12 protein-coding genes are annotated in these 17,968 nt (G+C 73.0%); 9 read left to right on the top strand and 3 right to left on the bottom strand.

Going from position 1 to position 17,968, the window contains the following annotated elements:
* Positions 1–27: 27 nt before the first annotated feature.
* From ABT137_RS07155 to hmgA, 3 genes are read right to left on the bottom strand one after another with little or no spacing between them, the layout of a single operon-like run.
* Positions 28–1,179 (bottom strand): type ISP restriction/modification enzyme, encoded by a 1,152-nt coding sequence (locus tag ABT137_RS07155; protein ID WP_351703813.1) that lies wholly within the window; start codon positions 1,177–1,179, stop codon positions 28–30.
* 12 nt (positions 1,180–1,191) lie between these two features.
* Positions 1,192–1,941, bottom strand: a complete 750-nt coding sequence (locus tag ABT137_RS07160; protein WP_351703816.1) for a GntR family transcriptional regulator — start codon at positions 1,939–1,941, stop codon at positions 1,192–1,194.
* A gap of 56 nt (positions 1,942–1,997) precedes the next feature.
* Positions 1,998–3,368, bottom strand: a complete 1,371-nt coding sequence (gene hmgA, locus ABT137_RS07165; protein ID WP_351703819.1) for a homogentisate 1,2-dioxygenase — start codon at positions 3,366–3,368, stop codon at positions 1,998–2,000.
* 157 nt (positions 3,369–3,525) lie between these two features.
* Between hmgA and ABT137_RS07170 the strand changes: the two genes are divergently transcribed.
* From ABT137_RS07170 to ABT137_RS07210, 9 genes are all read left to right on the top strand, one after another.
* Positions 3,526–4,116, top strand: coding sequence for a hypothetical protein (locus ABT137_RS07170; RefSeq protein ID WP_351703822.1), 591 nt, complete (start codon positions 3,526–3,528; stop codon positions 4,114–4,116).
* A 64-nt stretch (positions 4,117–4,180) separates the two neighbouring features.
* On the top strand, positions 4,181–4,798 hold the full coding sequence (locus tag ABT137_RS07175; protein WP_351703825.1) for a TetR/AcrR family transcriptional regulator: 618 nt from the start codon (positions 4,181–4,183) through the stop codon (positions 4,796–4,798).
* A gap of 65 nt (positions 4,799–4,863) precedes the next feature.
* Complete coding sequence (locus tag ABT137_RS07180) at positions 4,864–5,739, top strand: hypothetical protein (protein ID WP_351703828.1); 876 nt, start codon at positions 4,864–4,866, stop codon at positions 5,737–5,739.
* A 24-nt stretch (positions 5,740–5,763) separates the two neighbouring features.
* Positions 5,764–11,196, top strand: a complete 5,433-nt coding sequence (locus ABT137_RS07185; RefSeq protein WP_351703831.1) for a caspase family protein — start codon at positions 5,764–5,766, stop codon at positions 11,194–11,196.
* A gap of 137 nt (positions 11,197–11,333) precedes the next feature.
* Positions 11,334–13,565 (top strand): molybdopterin oxidoreductase family protein, encoded by a 2,232-nt coding sequence (locus ABT137_RS07190; protein WP_351703834.1) that lies wholly within the window; start codon positions 11,334–11,336, stop codon positions 13,563–13,565.
* A 123-nt stretch (positions 13,566–13,688) separates the two neighbouring features.
* A complete protein-coding gene (locus ABT137_RS07195; protein WP_351703836.1) occupies positions 13,689–15,080 on the top strand; it encodes a CitMHS family transporter in 1,392 nt (463 codons plus the stop codon).
* A gap of 72 nt (positions 15,081–15,152) precedes the next feature.
* Positions 15,153–16,397: an MFS transporter gene (locus ABT137_RS07200; protein WP_351703839.1), complete on the top strand. Its 1,245-nt coding sequence runs from the start codon at positions 15,153–15,155 to the stop codon at positions 16,395–16,397.
* 101 nt (positions 16,398–16,498) lie between these two features.
* Positions 16,499–17,263 carry a hypothetical protein gene (locus ABT137_RS07205; RefSeq protein ID WP_351703842.1) on the top strand — a complete coding sequence of 255 codons (765 nt, stop codon included), beginning with the start codon at positions 16,499–16,501 and terminating at the stop codon, positions 17,261–17,263.
* Positions 17,250–17,906 carry a class F sortase gene (locus ABT137_RS07210; RefSeq protein WP_351703845.1) on the top strand — a complete coding sequence of 219 codons (657 nt, stop codon included), beginning with the start codon at positions 17,250–17,252 and terminating at the stop codon, positions 17,904–17,906. The genes ABT137_RS07205 and ABT137_RS07210 overlap by 14 nt, the downstream gene beginning before the upstream one ends.
* Positions 17,907–17,968 lie beyond the last annotated feature (62 nt).

A 17,968-nucleotide genomic window follows, 5' to 3' on the forward strand; every position in this document is an offset into this window, starting at 1 on the left:
AGTTCCCCGCGCCCCCGAACAGGTTGGTCACAGCAACGTGAACTGGCCTGCTGGGCCTTCCTCGTGGTGATCCAGGACCGAAGCCGGTTTGCGGGCTGTCCCCGGGGGCGGGAGTACGTCCGCCGTCGTGAGGTCTGTAGCCGTGATCTGCGTCTTGATCTCCAAGGCGGCCTGCTGTGCGCGGACGTCCGCCAACAGGGCCAGGACCGTGATCAGTTCCAGCAGTTCCGAGGTCAGCTGTTGCGGCCACGTCGTGGGGCCGATCGCTGACAGGGTGCCTGGTTCCCCCTGCTGGGTGCGGGTGGTGAACCATGCCTCCAGGACCCGCACCTCACCCATCCTGAAGTCCCACGCCTCCGGCGGTACCGGGGAGATGCGGCCTTCGTCGATATGGAGGGCTTCCTCCTCCGTGTCGTAGCGGATCGTGAGGGGGCGGGCGGGGAGCGGGGACCGGACGTACGGGCGGCGGCCGCCCGGGAGTTTGGGACGGTCGCCGTCGCGGCGCAGCAGCCACAGGGCCCGGTGGCCGAGTTCCACGCCCTGTGCCCAGAGGTCGGTGTCCTCGGTGAGCGGGACGGTGCGGTCCGGGCGGATCGTGGTCAGGGTCCAGGCCAGGACGTCCAGCGGGGTGACTCCTCGGCCCAGCCGGTCGGCCAGGTACGCCGGCAGTCCCGGCGCCAGGTTCGGTTCCGCGCCGCCCGGGCGGCGGTACAGCGGGCGGATGCGGCCGGCGCGCAGGGTGGGGAGGAGGGAGGTCGCCAGCAGGGGCATGCCCTCCGGTGACTCCACCGCGAAGACCTGGTGGTCGTCCGCCACCCGCCACAACTCCGGGCGGGCCGCGTCGATCAGGCGGTGGTCCGGGATCAGCCACTGTTCGTCGAACGGGGCGGCCAGGACGCGGACCGGGTCCGGGCAGGGGTCCGACGCGTCGGCGAGCGGTCCGGTGCCGCTGAGCCGGCCGGGGAGCTGGGCGGCCGCGGAGTGGACCGTGCGGGCGCGCGTCGGCTCGAACAGGGTCTCGCGGTCGGGGCCCCCGGCCTTGAGGAGGGCGTCCCAGCGGGTCTTCAGGGTCGTCGGGTCGGGGGCCGTCGGCCACCCCCGGCCGAGCCGTAGTGGTGCGACGGACCACGGCATGAGGTCCGCCAGCAGCGGAGCGTCGTCGTGCGTCACGCCCGGCATCGTACGACGACTTCAGGTGGCGTCGAGCGTGACCGTGAAGGAGAAACGGTCGCCGCGGTAGTGGATGACCGCCAGGTCCAGGACCCGGCCGGCGGTGTCGTAGGTGACACCCGTGTAGTGCAGGATCGGGCTGAGGAGGGGGACTCGGAGCAGGCGGGCGGTCTCCGGGTCGGCGAGCCGGGCCGCCACCGTGTCCGTGATGCGGCTGATGTCCGCGCCGACGACGTCCCGGAGCACCTTGGTCATCGGCTGCCGGGCCAGGTCCTCCGGGTCGATGCGCTCGGCCAGTTCGGGGCGGACATGGTTGCGGGCGTGGTTGGTGGGCTCACCGGTCTGTTCGTCGCTGCGGAGGCGGTGATAGGTCGCCACCTCGGCGAGGTCCGGGAAGTACTCGGTGAGTTCGCCGGTGACGGGCACCATGCCGTGGTCCAGCAGCTCCGCCGTCATCCCCGACTGCTGGGCCACGATCGCGTCCACCGAGCCGAGCAGCCGTACCGGAGTGCCGCGCCGGGCGTCCGGCTCGATGAAGGTGCCCCGGCGGCGGTGCCGGCTGATCAGGCCCTCGTCCTCCAGCTCCTTCAGCGCCTGCCGCATGGTCAGCACGCTCACGCCGTAGTGCTCCGCGAGCTGTTCCTCGGTGGGCAGCCGGAGCGGGTCCAGGGGCGAGCGGCCGAGTATCGAGGCGCGCAGGGACTGCGACACCTGGTACCAGAGCGGCAGCTTGCGGTTCAGGACGATCGAGTCCGGGGCGAAGGAGGTCACGGGCCATCCGTACCGGTGAGGGATCTTCGATGCAAGGGGCGTCGGCGCAAGGAGCTTCAGTGCAAGGGGCGGTAGTGCCTTTCCAGGCCCTGCCACACGTCGTCGTAGCGCTGCTGGAGGTGTTCGGCGGTCGCCGCCTGCGGGGTGAGCGTCACCGGCCAGCGGGTCTCGAACATGAACGCCAGGCCGTCGTCCACCTTCTGGGGCTTCAGTTCGGCCGCGCTCGCCCGGTCGAACGTCTCCCGGTCCGGGCCGTGCGCCGACATCATGTTGTGCAGCGACCCGCCGCCGGGCACGAAGCCCCCTTTCCCGGCCGTCTTGGCGTCGTACGCCCCCTCGACGAGCCCCATGTACTCGCTCATCACGTTCCGGTGGAAGTACGGCGGCCGGAAGGTGTTCTCGCCCACCAGCCAGCGCGGCGCGAAGACCACGAAGTCGACACCCGCAAGGCCCGGGGTGTCGGAGGGAGACGTCAGCACCGTGAAGATCGACGGGTCCGGGTGGTCGTACGAGATGGTGCCGATCACATTGAAACGGCGCAGATCGTAGGCGTACGGCACATGTGTGCCGTGCCAGGCGACGACGTCCAGTGGGGAGTGGTCATATGTGGCGGTCCACAGGTTGCCGCAGAACTTGTTGACCACCTCCACCGGCCCCTCGACGTCCTCGTAGGCGGCGACGGGGGCCAGGAAGTCCCGGGCGTTGGCGAGGCCGTTGGCGCCGATCGGGCCGAGGTCGGGGAGTCGGAACGGCGAGCCGTAGTTCTCGCACACATAGCCCCGGGCCGTGGCATCCAGCAGCTCCACACGGAAGCGGACCCCACGGGGGATCAGCGCCACATGTCCCGGCTCCACATGGAGCAGGCCGAACTCCGTGTGCAGCAGCAGTCCGCCGCGCTCCGGGACGATCAGCAGCTCGCCGTCCGCGTCGGAGAAGACCCGCTCCATGGAGGCGTCGGCGTGGTAGAGGTGCACGGCCATGCCGGTGCGCTGGGTCGCGTCGCCGTTGCCGCCCAGGGTCCACAGGCCGGCGAGGAAGTCCGTGCCGGGCGAGGGCTCCGGCAGCGGGTTCCAGCGCAGCCGGTTCGGGTCCGGGGCGATGTCCGTGAAGGGAGCGGTGCGCAGCCCGCCGTTGTCGGCGGCCCGGGTGAACGCCGGGTGGGCGGCCGAGGGGCGGATCCGGTACAGCCAGGAGCGGCGGTTGTGGGCCCGCGGCTCGGTGAAGGCCGAACCGCTGAGCTGCTCCGCGTACAGGCCGAGAGGTGCGCGCTGCGGGGAGTTGCGGCCCTCGGGCAGGGCGCCCGGCACTGCCTCCGAGGAGTGCTCGTTGCCGAACCCGGAGAGGTACGCCAGCCCCTCGGCGGTCTTCCGCGCCGCCCCGCGCTCTCGCTCGAACGCGCCCGCGCGGGAGATACCCCCATCGCTCATGATCGCTCCCTGAACCTGCGTGCCATCGATTCCTATGTATCACCGTAGGATTGCGTGGGGGCGGGTGCAAGAGGGCCGGGATCATCCCGGCGGTGGATGGCGAGAACCCGACTTCAGGGGGATCCGGTCCGCGACGCGCTGTTCTACGCTCCCGGGCATGTCGTGGACGCGTGGACTGCCGGGTGCGCTCGCGGTCTGCGTACTGCTGCTGGTCGCCGCGGCGGGGTGCGGGACCGGAAAGGCCCACGGGCAGCGAGGGGCGGAGTCCCCCTCGCCGGTGGGCAAGATCCTCGACGACACGGACGAGAACGGACGCCACTACCGCGAGCTGGACAAGAAACAGGCGCCCGAGGTCGGCACGGTGGTCACCCCGGACGCGTCCGGCGGCTGGGACGTACGGCTCGACGTGCACCGCTTCCGCTTCTCCTCGGCGGGCGCCGCGGCGAAGGCGGTCGCCGGCCGGGGGCTCGCCTACCTCTTCGTGGACGGCGGCCTGGTGACGCGGCTGCGCACCCCCGCGTACCACCTGCCCGCCGGCCTCGTTCCGCACGGCACCCACCACATCACCGCCCGGCTCTACGCGGACGACGGCACGGTCTGGGCGGTGCACGGCAAGCCGGTGGAGAGCACGGCGGACGTCACGGCGTCGGGCGCGGAGACGGCGTCGCCGTCGGCATCGGGGGCCGTGCCCGCCACCCCCTCGGCCACCGGCACCGGCACCGGCGCGAGCAGCACGGACGCCGGATGAGTGCATGGGCCATCCGTCCGCGTACTGGGGGGCGAGGTTCACCTGATCCCGGCGGAAAGGCATCATGAAGCCCGTGCCCCCAGCGACACCGCTTCGCAAAGCGCCCGTACAGCGCCGCAGCGCCGAACGCCTGACCCGGATCCTCGACGCCTGTGCCGACCTCCTCGACGAAGTCGGCTACGACGAACTGAGCACCCGGGCCGTCGCGGTGCGCGCCGGGGTGCCCATCGGCTCGGTCTACCGCTTCTTCGGCAACAAGCGGCAGATGGCCGACGCCCTCGCCCAGCGCAACCTGGAGCACTACTCCGAGCGCGTCACCGAGCGGCTGAAGGAAGCGCCGAAGGGCGACTGGCGGACGGCGATGGACGCGGTGCTCGACGAGTACCTGGCCATGAAACGCACCGCCCCCGGCTTCTCCCTCGTCGACTTCGGCAACCAGATCCCGGTCGGCGCCCGCCACTCCGAACCCAACCGCAGAGTCGCCGACCGCCTGACCGACCTCCTCTCCGGCTACCTCGGCCGCACCCCCGACGAGGCCCTGCGCCGCACCTTCCTGGTGGCCGTGGAAACCGCCGACACACTGGTCCACCTGTCCTTCCGGGTGGATCCGGAGGGCGACGCGGAGATCATCAGGGAGATGCGGGAGCTGTTGCGGGCGTATCTGGGGCGGGTGCTGGACTGAACAGGCCCCGGAGGGGCTCCCGTTGCTAGTCTGAGTGCACGCTGGGGTCGCGCACGGGGGGACGTATGGCTCGGGTGGTCTGCATCCACGGAATCGGCCAGCAGCACACGGGCGAGCGGGAGTTGCGCGGGACCTGGCACCCCGCCCTCCGCGACGGCCTGATCCGTGCCGGAGCCGTGACCGACCTCGCGGCGGACGATGTGCGCTGTGTCTTCTACGGCGATCTGTTCCGCCCGCCGGGCCGTACCCTCGCACTCGGCGATCCGCCCCTGGACGCCTCCGACGTCGCGGACGGCTTCGAGTCCGAACTCCTGCTGGCATGGTGGGCGGAGGCGGCCCGGACGGACGGGACGGTGCTGCCGCCCGACGCACGCACCCTGGTCCGCACCCCCCAGGCCGTGCAGCGGGCCCTCAACGCCCTGAGCCGCTCCCGCTTCTTCGCCGGCGTCGCCCTGCGCGGTCTCGTACTCGACCTCAGGCAGGTCCGCGGGTACCTGTGCGACCCGGCACTGCGGGACGCCGTCCAGCACCGGGTCGCCGACGCGGTGACCGAGCGGACCCGGGTCGTGGTGGGTCACTCGCTCGGCAGTGTCGTCGCCTACGAGGCGCTGTGCGCCCGCCCGGACTGGCCGGTGCGCACCCTGCTGACGCTGGGCTCGCCGCTGGGTGTCCGCAACCTGGTCTTCGACCGGCTGCGCACCGGCCCCACCGGATCGCCCGGCGACTGGCCGGGTTCCGTACGGCACTGGACCAACCTCGCGGACGAGGGGGACGTCGTCGCCCTGGTGAAGGACCTCCGGCCGCTGTTCGGCGAGCGGGTCAGGTGTCAGGTGGTCCACAACGGGGCACGGGCTCATGACGCGACGCGGTATCTCAACACGGCGGAAGCGGGACACGCCGTGGAGGAGGGGTGCCGAGAGACGGGGGAGGCCGGGGTATGAGCGGCAGACGTCGGTCGGTGGGCCATGGGTGCGGCACCGCGCCCCGCTGAGGCGACGGACGGCCCGGCGCCGGGCACCTCGCGCCGCTTCCTCATCGCCACCGCCGTCACCTCCGTCGCCGCGCATCCCGAGGCGGAGCGCCTGGAACTCGCCGACGACGTACGCCGGATCGAGGAGCTCTTCCTCGGACCGCTCGGCTACCGCCGGGGCACGGACCTCGCCCTCGACCCGACCCGACGCCAACTCCAGGACGCGCTGCGGGCGTTCGCCACGGCCCCGGACCGCAGCCCCGAGGACTACGTGGTCCTCTATCTCGCCACGCACGGGGTCACCGCCGAGCACAGCGGACGCCACTATCTGCTGCTGAACGACAGCGACGCCCGGGATCTGCGCGGCACCGCCCTGCCCACCGAGGACCTGGTCGCCCAGCTCTGGGAGGACACCCCTGTCGAGCGGCTCCTGGTGCTGATCGACGCCTGCTATTCCGAGGAGGGGGCCGACCGGGCGCTGCGTGGTGCGCTGGAGGCCCGCCGCTTCCGGGAGCCGGTCACCGAGCACGGCCCCACCGGCCTGGTCCTCGTCTCGTCGTCGCGCCGAAAGGAGGAGGCGTACACCGGGGCTCTGTCGGCGGCCTTCGACCGGGCCGTGCGCCGCACGGCGACCGCCGGGCACGCGCCCGCCCACATCAGCCTCGAACACGTCATGGCGGCCATCCGCAGCGACCCCGAGGTCCCCGCCGCCCAGCGCCCCGTCTGGTCCCTCACCCACGCCACCGGGGACATCCCGGCCTTTCTCCCCAACCCCCGGCACGTGCCCGACTCCGCCGGGCTCAGGCTGGAGGAGATCGACCGCATCGTCGATCTCGGCGCCCGTGAACGTGGCGCCCGCGACCAGGACATGCGGGAGTTCTTCGTGCCCCGTGCCCGCGGCACCGACGTACCCACCGAGGACGTCTGGGACTTCACCGGCCGCCACGCGGCGCTGGGCGACATCACCACCTGGCTCGACCCGCGCCGGGCCGGGGAACGCCTGTGCGTGGTCACCGGGGACCCCGGGTCCGGCAAGTCCTCGCTACTCGGCATGGTGGCCGTCCTCACCGACGACCACCGCAGCGAGTCGGTGCCCCGCACCGGGCTGCCCGCGCTGCTGCCCCGCCCCGGCGACGTGGACGTCCGCATCAACGCGAGCCATCTCTCCACCCGCCAACTCCTGGACGCCCTCTCGGCGGCCGCGGGCTGCGCCGCCGACTCCCTCGGGGCGCTCACCGCGCACCTCCAGACCAGGCCCCGCCCGCTCGTCGTCCTCGTCGACTCGCTGGACGAGGCGCTGGCCCCGCACGAGGCCGTGGACGAACTGTTCCTCCCGCTCAGCGACCCCGAACGTCGGCTTCAGCTGCGCCTGCTGATCGGTGCCCGCCCGCACGTCGCCGCACGCCTGGCCGCCGCCGTCCCGCGCATCGACCTCGACTCCGAGCGGTACGGCGATCCGGACGCCGTCCGCGCCTACACCCGCAAGCTGCTGTGCGCCGGCGGCTCGGTCCTCAAGGCCGCCGTACCCCGGCTGGTGGACGAGATCGCGGAGGCGGTCGCGGAGGCCGCCGGCCGGTCCTTCCTGGTCGCCCGGATCACCGCCCGCACCATCGCCCGCGAACCCCGGCTACCGGACCCGCACGACCGGCGATGGCGCGACGGGCTCCCACGGCTGCCCGGCGAGGCGATGGAACGTGACCTGGTGCAGCGGCTCGGCCCGCTGGCCGCCCGAGCCCGGGACCTCCTCCTCCCGCTCGCCTACACCCAGGGCGCCGGCCTGCCCTGGGCCGGTGTCTGGCCCCGGCTGGCCTCCGCGCTCACCGGCACGCAGTACAGCGACGAGCACATCGTCTGGCTGCGGCAGGCGGCCGGGTCGTACGTGGTGGAAAGCGTCGAGAGCGGAGGGTCGGTCTACCGGGTCTACCACCGCGCGCTCATCGAGTACCTGCGCGAGGGCCGGGACGCGGCGGCGATCCAGCGTACGGTGACCGAGGTGCTGCGGGACATCGAACACCCCTATGTCCGGCGGTACCTGGCCTTGCACGCCGGCGCGGGCGGGGTCCTCGATCCCCTGGTCCAGGACGCGGCCTTCGTACTGGGCGCCGAACCGGGCCCGCTGCTCGCCGCCCTGGCAGGCCTCCGCACCCTCGAGGGCCGCCGCGCCGGGCAGGCGATACGCGACCTGGAGGAGTGGCTGCGGGACCGGGCGGGCGTCGGCGCGGACCCGAAGATCCGGGCCCGACTGCGGCTGGCCGCGGTGTGCCGCAAGGCGCAGCCCCTGGCGGACTCCTGCGACACCGGGGAGGGCGAGCTGCCGTGGCGCGCACGCTGGGCGGCGTGGAACCCGCACGAAGGGAACCGGCGGTACGCGGCGATGATGTTCGGGGTCGGGAACGGGGTGGTGGTGCCGGAGCGGTACGGCGCCCGGTTCCTGGACCTGTCGCCCTGGGACGGGGCGATGTGGTGCGACCTGGACAGTGGCACCTGGCAGGAGGTGCACCCGCAGCGGGGCGACCCGTACGCGTGGACGATCACGGCGACACCCCAGGTGGAGGGCGCGGCGGCCGGCCTGACCTGGACCACGCGCCTGGCGATCGAGGAGGAGAAGATCGTCACGAAGAACTACGCCCGCCTGCTCCACCTGTGGGGGGCCTACGGGCGGCAGACCTGGCTGCTGGCGCCCGCCCCGACGGACACCGAACCCGAGCGGCGGGTTCCGGAGCCGCCGTCGGAGGTGGCCGTACTCGCGGGGGCCGACGGCCGGGCCGGCACGGCGGCGCTGCGTCTCGGCGGCGGGCTGCTCGTCTATCGGCTCGGCGCCACCCGCGCCCACCCTCCGCTGACGCGCGCACAACGCCGGGCCCTGTGGGACTTCCAGATCAGCAACTGGGAAGAGCGTGCGGAGGAACTGTCGGCCGAGTTCCTCCTCGCCCTTACGCCCGAGGGACCGGGCACCCGGATCACCGCGTGCGCGGCGCCCGAGGGCCTGCCGGATCTGACGCTGCTGCTGGGGTACGAGGACGGGCGGGTGGTGCCGTTCGACACGGAAAGCCGCGCATCGGGCGTGGAGGTGAACACCGGACACGAGGGGCCGGTCACCCGGATCGAGTGGGTGGCCGGCCACCCGCAGGGCAGCCTCTTCGTCACCGCGGGCGACGACCACACGGTCCGGCTGTCCGCCGTCGCCACCCGCGGGCCGCTGCGGACCCTGTTGAGGGGCACCTTCGCCGTCGCGTCCTTCGCGGTGCACAGGGTCGGCCGGCAGTGGATCGTCGCCGTGGTCACGGCCGACGGCCAACTGCACCGGATCGACCTGGACAGCGGCCGTCCGATCGGTCTGCCCCTGCGGGTCGACCCCGGCACCGCGAGCCGGGTGGCCGCCTTCGACCTCGGACCCACCGCCTGTGTCTCCGTGCAGGGGAACAGCAGCGGTCTTCAGCTCTACGACCTGGTGTCCGGGGAGCGCGTGGGCGGCCAGGTCCGCAGACACGCCGCCGCGGCCGTCTGCGCGGCGGGTGGCACGGTCTGCGCGGGGGGGTCCGACGGGGTCGTACGGTTCTGGCCCTCCGTCCACGCCGCCGACTCGGTGCAGATCACCGCGCACGAAGGCGCGTTGCTGGCCGCCGGCGAGATCCGCGGACCGGGCGGCGCGCCCGCGCTGCTCACGGTCGGTGTGGACGCCCGGATCCGCTGCTGGGACCTGGACCGGCCGCACGAGCTGTGGCGCCGCCGCGTCCTCGACCCGGGCCCCTGGGAGGTCCCGCTGATCGGCTGCGCCACCGTGGGGCACACGGCGGACGGCCGGTCCTACGTGGTCACCGGCGAGCACAGCGGCCGGGTCGCGGTGCTCGTGCTGCGGGACGGACTCCCCGTGGCCGAGCAGGAGTTCACCCTTCCCGAGATCGTCACCGCCGTCACGGCGGGCCGGGTCCGGGGCCGGGACGTGGTGGTCGCCGGCACCGGATCCGGCCGAATGGCCTGCTGGGACGTGGGCGCGGGGCGGATGTACGCGTCCGGACCGGCCCCGGACGAGCCGGTGTGGCTCACGGCGCTCACCCTCGCCCCCGACGGCTCGGGGCGGCTGGCGGCCGGCGCGTTCGACGGATCCGTCCGGGAGTGGTCGCTGCCGGGGTACCTGCCGCTCGGACCGGCCCGTGCCGCGCACCGGGGCACGGTCCTCGCCCTGGCCCACGCCGGCGGCCGGCTCTTCGGCTGCGGCACCGACTCCCGGCTGGTGTGCCTGGACGACGGCTGGGAGCGGCGGATGCCACAGCCCGTCGGCTCGCTGCACGCCACCCGCGACGGACTGCTGTGCGGGGACGAGCAGGGACAGGTCTGGCAGGTACGGGAGACCCCCGAGGGCCGGCGCGCGGTGGAACTGCTGGACGCCGTACGGCCCGTGTCCGCGGTGGCGGCGGTGGCCCTGGACGGGGGCCTGGCGGTCGTCGCGGGCAGCGCCGACGGGTCGCTCCAGGTACGGGACGGCGAGACCGGGGCGCTGCTGCGGCGGCTGCGCCCGGTCAGCGGCGGCGGGGTGGAGCAACTCGCCACCGTCGCCTGGCGGTCGCCCGGTCGGGCGGTCCGCCCGCTGCTGTTCGCCCGGGGCACCGACGGCCTGCTGGAATACTGGGACTTCGGCACAGGCGGGGCCGTCGCCTCCGCGGGACGGCCCCTGGTCACGCCCGTGCCGCACCAGCGCCGGGAGCGGGTACGGCTGGCCGCGCTCCCGGACGGCCCGGATGCACAGGCGCTGCTCTCGCTGGCGGTCTGGGACGCGCGGCCGAATCCGCTGGCCTACGGCACCGCCGCCGACCTCCATGTCGCCGTCCACGACATCGCCCGCGGACCCCGGCACGACCAGCCGTGTTCGGCCGAGGCGGAGGAGACCGGGGCCGGCGCGGTGCGCGCGGTGCGCTGCGGGGGCCGACTGCTGGTCCTGGTCCACGTCGACGGGGTGGGCGTACGGGTGCTGGACACGTCGACCCGGCGCTGGGCGGTCCTGAACGGGCTGGACATGACCGAGGCGTTCACCCTGACGGGGCCGCGCGGTGACGAACTCCTGGTGACCGGCGGGCACCACACCCGCATCATCGCGTGGGAGTCCCTGCTGCCCCGTTTCACCGGTCGCGACGAGCGCCCGCCCCGGCATCGTCCCGCCACGGGCCGACGCCGCCTCTACCGCCGCCCGCCGTCACCGCCGCCCGTGGCCCACGAGCACGTCACGCGAGTGGACGTCGACTACGCCGCCCTCTTCCCGGACGGCGTGTCCTATGCCGTGGCGAGCAGGGACGTGGTGGTCGTCATGGACACCCGCACCGGCGCCGTCCACCGCGAAGTGGACCTTCCCTCCCCGTGCACCGCCCTTGCCGCCGGCTCCCGGGGCGAACTGATCGTCGGCACCCGCAACGGAATCATCCTCTTCGACTGAGGTGCCCCCGCCGGCTGTCGGCGCCTCGGCCCGGCCGCATACGCGCGGGTTCCCGACCTCACCCCCGCCGGGGACTCCCCACTCGACATACCGATCGGTATGCTCAGCTCGAGTTCCGTGACTTCCGGGAGGCCCCCATGCCCCGCACCGCCCTCCGTATCTGCCCCCTGTGCGAGGCCACCTGCGGCCTGACCCTCACCGTCGAGGGCACCCGCGTCACCGGAGCCCGCGGTGACCGCGAGGACGTCTTCAGCAAGGGGTTCATCTGCCCGAAGGGCGCCTCCTTCGGCGCCGTCGACGGCGATGCCGACCGGCTGCGCACCCCCCTCGTCCGCAGGGACGGCGAGCTGCGCGAGGCCACCTGGGCGGAGGCCTTCGACGCGGTGGCCGCCGGGGTGCGGGGGGTCGTCGAGCGGTACGGCCCGGACTCCGTCGGCATCGTCCTCGGCAACCCCAACGTCCACACCGTGGCCGGCGGCCTCTACCCGCAGGTCCTGGTCGGCGCCCTCGGCACCCGCAGCGTCTTCACCGCGTCCACGGTCGACCAGATGCCCAAGCACGTCTCCAGCGGACTGCTCTTCGGCGACGCCAACGCCATACCGGTGCCCGACCTGGACCACACCGACCACCTCCTCCTCATCGGCGCCAACCCCCTGGAGTCCAACGGGAGTCTGTGCACCGCCCCCGACTTCCCCGGCAAGCTCAAGGCGCTCAAGGCCCGCGGCGGCACCCTCACCGTCATCGACCCGCGCCGCACGCGCACCGCCAAGCTGGCCGACCGGCACATCGCCATCCGGCCCGGCGCCGACGCCCTGTTGCTCGCCGCGATGGCCCAAGTCCTCTTCGAGGAGGGCCTGGTGGATCCGGGCCACCTCGCCCCGCATGTCGAGGGACTCGGCGAACTCCGCGCCGAACTGGGGGACTTCACCCCGGACGCGGTCGCCCACGCCACGGACGTCGACGCCGCCACGATCCGCGTCCTCGCCCGCGAACTCGCCGCCGCCCCCACCGCCGCCGTATACGGCCGGATCGGCAGCTGCACCGTCCCGCACGGCACCCTCGCCAGCTGGCTCGTCGACGTCCTCAACATCCTCACCGGCAACCTCGACCGGCCCGGCGGCGCGCTCTTCCCACAGGCCGCCACCGACCGGACCCCGCGCCCGGCCGGTCCGGGCCGGGGCTTCGCGCTCGGGCGCTGGCACTCCCGGGTCAGTCAGCACCCCGAGGCGAAGGGCGAGTTGCCGCTCTCCGCGCTCGCCGAGGAGATCGACACCGCGACGGCGGAGGGCGAGCCGATCCGGGCGCTGATCGCCATCGCCACCAACCCCGTCCTCTCCGCCCCGGACGGCGACCGCCTCGACAAGGCCCTGGACTCCCTCGACTTCATGGTCAGCGTCGACCCCTACCTCAACGAGACCGCCCGCCACGCCGACGTCGTACTGCCCCCGCCGCCGCCCTCGCAGAGCCCGCACCACGACTTCGCCTTCAACACCCTCGCCGTACGCAACCAGGTCCGCTACACCCGCCCCGCCGTCCCGCTGGAGCCCGGCCGGATGGCCGAGACCGAGATCCACGCCCGGCTGATCCTCGCGGCCGGCGGCATGCACGGCGCCGAACCCTCCGCCGTGGACGACATGGTCATCGGCCAGACCCTGGGGAAGGCGGTCAAGGAGCCCCACTCGCCCGTGCACGGCCGGGACCCGCAGGAACTCGCCGGCCTGCTCACCGGCGAGACCGGTCCCGAGCGCCGGCTCGACCTGATGCTGCGCCTCGGCCCCTACGGCGACGGCTTCGGCGCCCGGCCCGACGGGCTCACCCTGGAGCGGCTGCTCGCCCAGCCGCACGGCATCGACCTCGGACCCCTCACGTCCCGCCTCCCGCAGCCGCTGAAGACCAGGAGCGGCAAGGTCGAACTGCTGCCGCGGCCGATCGCCGACGACCTGCCCCGGCTGCGCGCGGCCCTCGACACCAGCCCCGCGGCACTCGTCCTCGTCGGCCGCCGGCACCTGCGTTCCAACAACAGCTGGATGCACAACGTGCCCGCCCTCACCGGCGGCTCCAACCGCTGCACCCTGCACATCCACCCCGAGGACGCCGAACGGCTCGGCGTGCGCGACGGTGCCGACGTCCGCGTCAAGGGCGCCGGCGGCGAGGTGGTCACCCCCGCCGAGGTCACCGACGGCGTCCGGCCCGGAGTCGTCAGCCTCCCGCACGGCTGGGGCCACGACCGCCCCGGCACCCGCCTCAGCCACGCCGCCACCGCCCCCGGCGTCAACGTCAACCAGCTCCTCGACGGCAGCCTGCTCGACCCGCTGTCCGGCAACGCCGTCCTCAACGGCATCCCCATCGAGGTGACCGCAACCCCGTGACCTGGACTTTCGCGCTTATTGCTCGCGCGTCAACGTCTTGTTAACGATGTTTGACGCGACCTAACGTCGTCCGCACCGCCGGCCCTGGTGGGAGTTCAAGGGCGAACGTTAGGTAATCCACTCATGCTGACCATCCTCGGCTTCGCCATGATCGCGACCTTCCTGGTCCTGATCATGCTGAAGAAGATGTCGCCGATCGCGGCGCTCGTGCTGATCCCCGCGCTGTTCTGCGTGGCCGTCGGCAAGGGCGCCCACCTCGGCGACTACGTCATCGACGGCGTCACCAGCCTCGCGCCCACCGCGGCGATGCTCATGTTCGCGATCGTCTACTTCGGCGTGATGATCGACGTCGGCCTCTTCGACCCCGTCGTCAAGGGGATCCTGCGGTTCTGCAAGGCCGACCCGCTGCGGATCGTCGTCGGTACGGCCCTGCTCGCCGCGATCGTCTCGCTCGACGGCGACGGCTCCACCACGTTCATGATCACCGTCTCGGCGATGTACCCGCTGTACAAGCGCCTGAAGATGAGCATGGTCGTGATGACCGGGGTCGCCGCGATGGCCAACGGCGTGATGAACACCCTGCCCTGGGGCGGCCCCACCGCCCGCGCCGCGACCGCGCTCAAGCTGGACGCGAGCGACATCTTCGTGCCGATGATCCCCGCGCTGGCCACGGGCCTGCTCTTCGTCTTCGCCCTCTCCTACGTCCTCGGCCGCCGCGAACGCAAACGGCTCGGCGTGCTCACGCTGGTCGAGGTGCTGGTCGAGGAGCCGGAGACGGTTCTCGTGGGCGCGGGCAAGGCCACCTCCCGCACCGGCGGTCCGGGCTCCGGCACCGGCGGCGCGGACCTTCCCGACGAGCCCGAGGACGACGGCTTCCAGGGCCTCGACCCGCACCGCGAGACCCTGCGGCCCAGGCTGTACTGGTTCAACGCGCTGCTCACGGTCGCCCTGCTCACCGCCATGATCATGGAGTGGCTGCCGATCCCGGTGCTGTTCCTGCTCGGCGCGGCCCTGGCCCTGACCGTCAACTACCCCCAGATGCCCGCCCAGAAGGCCCGGATCGCCGCGCACGCCGAGAACGTCCTCAACGTCTCCGGCATGGTCTTCGCCGCCGCCGTCTTCACCGGCGTCCTCCAGGGCACCGGCATGGTCGACCACATGGCCGACTGGCTCGTCGGCAACATCCCCGACGGCATGGGGCCGCACATGGCCCTCGTCACCGGCGTGCTGAGCATCCCGCTCACGTACTTCATGTCGAACGACGGCTTCTACTTCGGCATCCTCCCGGTGCTCGCCGAGGCCGGCCAGGCGCACGGCGTCTCCGCGGTGGAGATCGCCCGCGCCTCGATCGTCGGCCAGCCGCTGCACATGTCCAGCCCGCTCGTGCCCGCGGTCTACGTCCTGGTCGGCATGGCCAAGGTCGAGTTCGGCGACCACACGCGGTTTGTCGTGAAGTGGGCTGTGGTGACATCGGTGGTGGTGCTCGGGGCAGGGATCCTGTTCGGGGCCATGTGACATAGCACTCGGTGAACTATGTGACACAGCACTGCGGGGGGAGTATGTGACATACCACTGGGAGGTTTCACCATGGCGCCCGGCAGGAACCGCCGCTGGCTGCTCCGTCTCGTCATCGCCTTCGGCTGCGCGCAGGGCGCCGTGTCGATGGCCCGACCCGCAGTCTCCTACCGGGCGCTCGCCCTCGGCGCCGACGAACGGGCCGTCGGCGTCCTCGCGGGTGTCTACGCGCTGCTCCCGCTCTTCGCCGCCGTACCGCTCGGCCGCCGCACCGACCACGGCCGCTGCGCACCCCTGCTGCCCGTCGGCGTCGTACTGATATCCGGCGGCTGCGTGCTCAGCGGAGTCGCCGGCTCCCTCTGGGCGATGGCCCTGTGGAGCGGGGTGATGGGCCTCGGCCACCTCTGCTTCGTGATCGGCGCGCAGTCGCTGGTGGCCCGCCAGTCGGCGCCGCACGAACAGGACCGCAACTTCGGCCACTTCACCATCGGCGCGTCGCTGGGCCAGCTGGTCGGGCCGATCGCCGCGGGTGCGGTCATCGGCGGGCCGGACATGGCGGGCACGAGTGCGCTCGCGCTGGTGGTGGCGGGTGCGGGGGCGGCGGTGGCGTTCACGTCGCTGTGGCGCATCGAGGACCGTACGGCGGTCAGGTCCCGTTCGGCGGCGGGGGACCGGGTGCCGGTGGGCCGCATCCTGCGTGCCCGGGGCGTTCCCGCCGGCATGCTGATCAGCCTCTCGGTGCTGTCCGCGACGGACATCCTGACCGCGTACCTGCCCGTGGTCGGCGAGCACCGGGACATCTCCCCGGCCGTGATCGGCGTGCTGCTCAGCGTGCGGGCGGGGGCGACGATCGCCTGCCGGCTCGTCCTCACACCGCTGCTGCGGCTGCTCGGGCGGCCGGTGCTGCTGACGGTGACCTGCTTCCTGGCGGCCGTGCTGTGCGCGGGGATCGCGGTCCCGGTGCCGGTGTGGGCGCTGGCCCTGATGCTCGCCGTACTCGGCTTCTGCCTGGGGGTCGGACAGCCGCTGTCGATGACGACGGTCGTCCAGGCCGCACCCGAGGGCGCCCGCTCCACGGCGCTCGCCCTGCGGCTGACCGGCAACCGGCTGGGCCAGGTGGCCGCGCCGGCCGGGGCGGGGCTGCTGGCGGGTGTGACCGGGGTGGCCGCGCCGTTCGTGATGCTGGGCGCGTTGTTGCTGGTGTCGGCGGGGGTGGCGGTGCGCTCGCCGGGGGCGGTGGGACGGGGCGAGGGCGCCGGTGCGATGCCGTCGGCGCGGCGAAAGGGCCGGGCGTTGCGCCGCACGAGCGATATCTGACGGCGCGTCGGACGTTTCTGCCGCGGGTCGTGGAGTGCATGAGTGACAGTCCAGACGAAAGGCCGATTTGTATGAAAATCATCTAACTCGGAGGAGCTTGCATGGCCACGCTCACACTTCCACGCGCCGCCGGCTCCCGCGCGGGCGCCACCGTCCTCCTCTCCGCCCTCGCCGCGGCGGGTGCGTCGTGGGTGGCGGCACCGAACGCGGTGGCCCAAGGGGAGAACGGCGACATCAGGCTCCACCGTGTGGGCGTGCCCTTCGGCGTCTCGAAGGACGACCCGCTGGTCTGCAAGTTCTACCTCGACGCCGTCAACTTCGACATCCTCGCCCAGATCGGCTACACCATCACGCCGCAGCCCCCGCTGCCCACCGCCGCCACCGTCGCCGGCTCCATCCAGCTCGCCGGAGGCGCCGGTCACACCGACCCGCTGGGGCTGGCGGACGGACAGTACAGGCTCGCGTGGACCGTGGATGGCGCCCGGAAGGAGAAGGTCTTCCGGGTCAACTGCCATGACGGCAAGCAGGACGGGCCGCAGGACCAGAACGGCCAGAACGGCCCGAACGGCGGTCCGAATGACCAGAACGGCCCGAACGGCGGCCCGGACGGCGGTCCGAACGATCAGGGCGGTCAGAACGGTCCGAACGGGCAGATCCAGGACAACCAGCGGAGCGACTCGTCCTGGGGGCAGGGCGGTGACGACCACAACGGCCCGCAGGGCGGTGTGCACGCGGGCGGCGGTGGCATCGCCGACACGGCGGCCGCGTTCTCGCCCGTGGCCGCGGCCGCGGCCGTCACCCTGGTCGCGGCCAGCGGCGTGGTGTACGTCCGGCTGATCCGCCGTCGCCCCCATGGCGCCGCGTAGACGCAGACGCAGGCCCTGGTACCGGACCCGTACCTACCGCCTCGCCAGAACGGCCCTGCTGGCGATCGTCCTGGTGACAGTGGTCCGGTGGTGGGGGCACGACGGGTCGACCGCGCCGGACGGGTCGGACGCCCAGGCGGCGTCCGGCCCGGGCGCGGACGAGTCCGGGCCCCCGCCCCGCCCGCTTTCCCGGTCCCGGCCGACGTCGATGCGCATCCCGTTCCTGGGCGTCGACGCGCCGGTCATCGGGATCCGGCTCGACCGGGGCCGGCAGCTGGAGACACCGCCGGTCGACGACCCGAAACTGATCGGCTGGTTCCAGGGCGGCGCCACGCCGGGCGAGTCCGGCCTCGCGATCGCCGTCGGCCACCGTGACACCAGGACGGGACCCGCCGTCTTCGCGGCGCTCGCCCAGGTCGAGCCCGGCAAGCGGATCGAGGCCGGGCGCGCGGACGGCCGTACCGCCGTGTACACCGTGGACCGGGTGAAGGTCTATGACAAGGTCGGCTTCCCCGACAAGGAGGTGTACGGCCCGACCCGGCGTCCCGAACTCCGCGTGATCACCTGCGGCGGCCTCTTCAGTCGGCGGACGGGCTACACCAGCAACGTGGTGGTCTTCGCCCACCTGACCGCGACGAAGTGACCGGGCGGAGCGCCGCGGCTCGACCTGGACGAGTGAACTCCGGTGGGAAGTGGGGATTTTGG

The sequence above is a fragment of the Streptomyces sp. NPDC001980 genome (assembly GCF_040296885.1).
Lineage (GTDB): Bacteria > Actinomycetota > Actinomycetes > Streptomycetales > Streptomycetaceae > Streptomyces.